The sequence below is a fragment of the Phyllobacterium sp. P5_D12 genome (assembly GCF_054049495.1).
The window spans coordinates 1-4,355 of sequence record NZ_JBFUMG010000389.1 but is presented as its reverse complement, the minus strand read 5'-3'; the positions used below and the strand labels follow the sequence as shown (position 1 = coordinate 4,355).

Genomic DNA, 4,355 nt, shown 5'->3' with positions numbered 1-4,355 from the left:
TATTATTGGCGATTTCATGCCCGAACGATACGATCGGCAACATCGGTACGACATCAACGTCATTGAGGTCGCGGCAGATCAGGTCCCCACTGTGTTCAGATCAATAGATCCGCGACACACGGCTGGCAGTTACAATATTCTAAGAACATATTGGGAGCTTCCCAAGGCTCCTCAGGAATGGGCACCGATGTTGCGTGGAATTGATGAAATTTGGGCACCAAATCAATTTGTCTGCGATGCTTTCAGGGACATTTTCTCAGGAAAAATTACTATCATTCCGCCTTGTGTGGTTGTCGAGCGCGCCGATTATCCCGATCGCGTGGCACTGGAACTACAAGATACGCGATTCTATTTCCTCTTCTCATTCGATTACTACTCGTCCCCCTATCGAAAGAACCCGCTAGGCGTCCTTGAAGCATTCCAGACGGCTTTTCCTGATCAGACTGAAAATGTTGGTCTAATAATAAAATCTACAGGCGCTGAGACGCATCATCCTGAGATAAAAGAGAAAATTCGCGTCGCTGCGGAAGCGGATACAAGAATTACAATTATAGACAGAACCATGTCCCGGAACGAGGTATTAGGTTTGATCCGCGCTTGCGATTGTTACGTCTCCCTTCACCGCGCAGAAGGTTTTGGGCTTGGTATGGTGGAAGCGATGAGCTTCGGCAACATCGTGATAGGAACGGACTACTCGGGGAGCACCGACTTTCTTTCCCAGGAAACCGGCTTTCCTGTTGGTTTTAAGCTGACGACTGTCAAACCTAACGAATACGTGTGGTCAAAGGATCAAGTCTGGGCGGAACCCGACGTCGAGGCGGCGGTCGAGGCATTTAGACAAGCGTTCGCAGATGCTGATGCCCGCCAACGCAAATCTGCTTCCGGCAAGGCGCTAGTAACGGAGCGGTACGGCCTGGGTGCGGTAGGGGCAGAAGTCCAGAAGCGCATCGACGAAATTTCCTCCTTTCTGGCCACGAGACCGTAAAAGCAGCGGCGCACAGTTGCCGAACGAGGTCTGCAATTGTTGCGGAACGCGTGCAGGTTATGTTCAAAATCCGTCGCATTGACGGCTTTCTCCGCTTCGGTGTATAGCCTGCTGGCAAGAGAGTGGGTATCAAATATTCGTTTTGATAAATCTTCGGTCCAGGGCGGTTATGTTTTTTAACCGTCCTTGGCTGATCGACGAGAACCGTCATTTTTTTGGAGAGCTTTGAGGTATGCTAGCAAGATGCGCATCAATCAGTGGGATCATCACGATGGCGCATGTTCAGCGAAATAGCGTGCGGAAAAGGCATATGAATAGCCTGGCCTTCTTCCATGACTTTGATTTGCTGGGCACAGAATTTTGAGATGTCATTCTTTGGCATGCTCTGAAACATATAAACGATGGTTTCTACAATGACATCGAAGCGCGTGGATGGGGAGGGGCGGCAGATCCTTATTCCTTTCCATGGTTTCGGCCCCTTGATCGTCCGACGTGATGGTAAGTATCATTGTTCCGAAGGCATTGCCCGGGTGATTCGTCAGTTTGTGCGGGCCTTGGCAGACGAGAAATTCACGGTGATCGTAACAAGCCGTGAGCAAGATGTTGCCCGAGTATACGGCTTCCTTGTGTCTGGCGTGGAAGATGTAGCGAGACTGCAAATCTTGAATATTGATGCCGTGGAGGATAGCGGCGCCAGTGGGCTCGAAAAGCAGCTATCCAACACAATTCTTCATAAAGCCAAAACACTTCCGATTTTAGCTTACCACAAGCGATTCAAGAGTTTGCTGAAGAGTGGCGCCTATCTTAGTCTGATGAAATCTCTAGTGACCTATTTTACCGTGGTAATCGCTAAAGTAGGTCTTCGATTAAAGGCGAAATTGAAAACGAGCGGGCTTACGCCTATACGACCGATAGCAGTTGGATATGTTGATAGATTGAACGCTGATGACACAATATCCGATGTATTGATCCCTCACTATTGTATGTTCCCTGAGTTGCGGGCGTTAAAGGATAAGAAAGTTACTCTGTATTTACCGGACTACTTGCCCCATTTCTATCAGGGTTCCCTTGAGATGGGCTCTTCCCGTGAAAACGAAGAAATTGGCCGTCAGCTTTCGACCATGGCAGAGCGGGTGGTAACAAACTCTGCTTTTACCAAAGAGTATCTGCCGAGAACCGGCTTGAACATCGCTGCAGAGAAGATCGTTCACATTCCGCTGCCGTTCCTTCATGAGGCGTCGCATGATCAAGAGCATACGACTGACGCGGTGGAATCACTGCTGCCAGAGCATTTCGTTTTCTATCCCACGCGCAATCGCCCTTCCAAACGCCTCAAGGATTTTGTTGCCACGATCGAAAAGGCAAACAAGCAGCTGAAAGGAATGGGTCGCTCAGAGCGTTTTCATGGCGTTATGACTACCCATTTGTCGCCAGCCACCATTAGCAAGGCTGCAATGCGCTACATAACCATCCTTGAAGAGCTTTCAGATAGCCAGCTAGAGGCGGTCTACAACAAATCACTTTGCTTGCTTTTTACCTCGGAGATGGAAGGAAATTTCCCGACGCAGATCACAGAGGCACTAAATCTCCGAGTGCCTGTGGTGGCGAGTGACATGCCTCTTGTCGTCGCGGAACTTGGAGACATCGCCGATGCGCTTGATCTTCAAAAGACTGGCGACATCGACGGATATGTTAGTCGCATTATAAATATTCTGGATAACAGGCCAGGCGTGATCGAGAAACAAGCAACGGTACGTGATTTTGCGCTTGAAAATTTTGCGTATGAAAAATTTCGAGATCGACTCTGCGAGGTCTTTATACCCTCAAAGAACTAATGTAGGGCTCGGTTGGAGACATTGGTGAGCCTAAATCGCTCATGGAACGGCGTATAGCGCTCAATAAGAAAGGATAACATCGTCATGGCTCAGGTGAGTTACCAGGCTATCAACGAATGCCGCGTTGGTCATAAAGAAGATTTGGTGTCAGTGCTCAATCTCGGTATGCAGGCGCTAACGGGAGTGTTTCCGAAGGCACCAGATGAGCCAGTCACCAGTGGCCCTCTGGAATTGGTTTGGTCTGCCTCCAGCGGACTTTTGCAGCTGAAACATTCATACGACCCTTCAGAGATGTACGGCGACAACTATGGTTACCGGTCAGGCCTGAACCAATCGATGGTGGATCATCTGACTCATAAGGTTCGCTATCTGGAGAGACTGGCAAGTCCCAAAGCCGGCGACGTAGTGCTCGACATTGGCAGCAATGATTGCACGACATTGAAAGCCTATTCCACAGCTGGACTCTCGCGTATTGGTATCGACCCGACGGGTAAGAAATTCTCGAGCTACTATCCAGAAGAAGTGAAGCTCGTTCCGGAATTCTTTTCAGCAAAAGCCTTCCGCTCGGCAAGTGCCAAACCGGCCAAAATCGTCACATCGATTGCGATGTTCTACGACCTCGAGAATCCGATTGCTTTCGCTCAGGAAGTCGCCGAGATTTTGGCGCCGGACGGCGTCTGGCACTTTGAACAAAGCTACATGCCATCCATGCTTAGAATGAATTCTTACGACACGATTTGCCACGAGCATATCGAATATTATTCTCTGGGTGTTGTAGCCAAAATATTGGATGCAGCCGATCTGAAAATAGTCGACGTTGTTATGAATAATATCAACGGCGGCAGCTTTGCTGTTACCGCCACGCATAAAAAGAGCAGTTCCCCCGCTGCGAACCTGCCGGTCATCAATTGGCTTTTGGATCAGGAAGATCGCATGGGTTTGGGTACGCCAAAGCCGTTTCGCGATTTTGAGGAGCGTGTCTTCAGGCACAAAACAGATCTATCCAATCTGATACGCACGCTGGTTGGCGATGGGAAAAAAGTGCTCGGATATGGTGCATCGACCAAGGGAAATGTCGTGCTCCAGTTCTGCGGGCTGACCCCGGCTGAGATTCCAGCAATTGCCGAGGTGAATCCAGAAAAATTTGGACGGTTCACGCCAGGAACGCATATTCCGATTGTTTCGGAAGATGAAGCGCGCGCGATGCGACCTGATTATTTCCTGGTTCTTCCGTGGCACTTCAAAGATGGAATTCTCAGGAGAGAGCGCGAATATCTGGCTGATGGCGGAAAGTTCATTTTCCCGTTTCCTGAGATAGAAATTATTTGAACCGGGAACTTGCCCCCGCTTTCCCACAGTGGATATCGGACCAGTGATGAAAGCGGTTGCTTAAAAGGCCTTTTCTAAAAATTGCCTTGCGGGACGAAGAACCTCCCGCAAGGCATTGCCGACCCTGATTTCAAATCGCGAAAGTAAATGCTAATTGTCCATCGCCGCCTCATGGTTTTGCATTCAGGAATTGTGGTGCTCAATCT

General features: G+C 49.3%; 3 protein-coding genes. All 3 read left to right on the top strand.

The annotated features are described in order from the left end of the window. Positions 1–985, top strand: a 985-nt coding sequence (locus ACXJ5O_RS20080; RefSeq protein WP_457301433.1) for a glycosyltransferase family 4 protein, incomplete at its 5' end; no start/stop codon positions are given. A gap of 413 nt (positions 986–1,398) precedes the next feature. Then, positions 1,399–2,820, top strand: coding sequence for a glycosyltransferase (locus ACXJ5O_RS20075; protein ID WP_457301432.1), 1,422 nt, complete (start codon positions 1,399–1,401; stop codon positions 2,818–2,820). Between the two features lie 84 nt (positions 2,821–2,904). Beyond that, positions 2,905–4,149: a class I SAM-dependent methyltransferase gene (locus ACXJ5O_RS20070; protein WP_457301431.1), complete on the top strand. Its 1,245-nt coding sequence runs from the start codon at positions 2,905–2,907 to the stop codon at positions 4,147–4,149. Positions 4,150–4,355 lie beyond the last annotated feature (206 nt).

What these genes read in the sequence shown, in the direction of transcription:
- ACXJ5O_RS20075 (WP_457301432.1), top strand. Translation starts at nt 1,399, where the DNA reads ATGACATCGAAGCGCGTGGATGGGGAGGGGCGGCAGATCCTTATTCCT.
- ACXJ5O_RS20070 (WP_457301431.1), top strand. Translation starts at nt 2,905, where the DNA reads ATGGCTCAGGTGAGTTACCAGGCTATCAACGAATGCCGCGTTGGTCAT.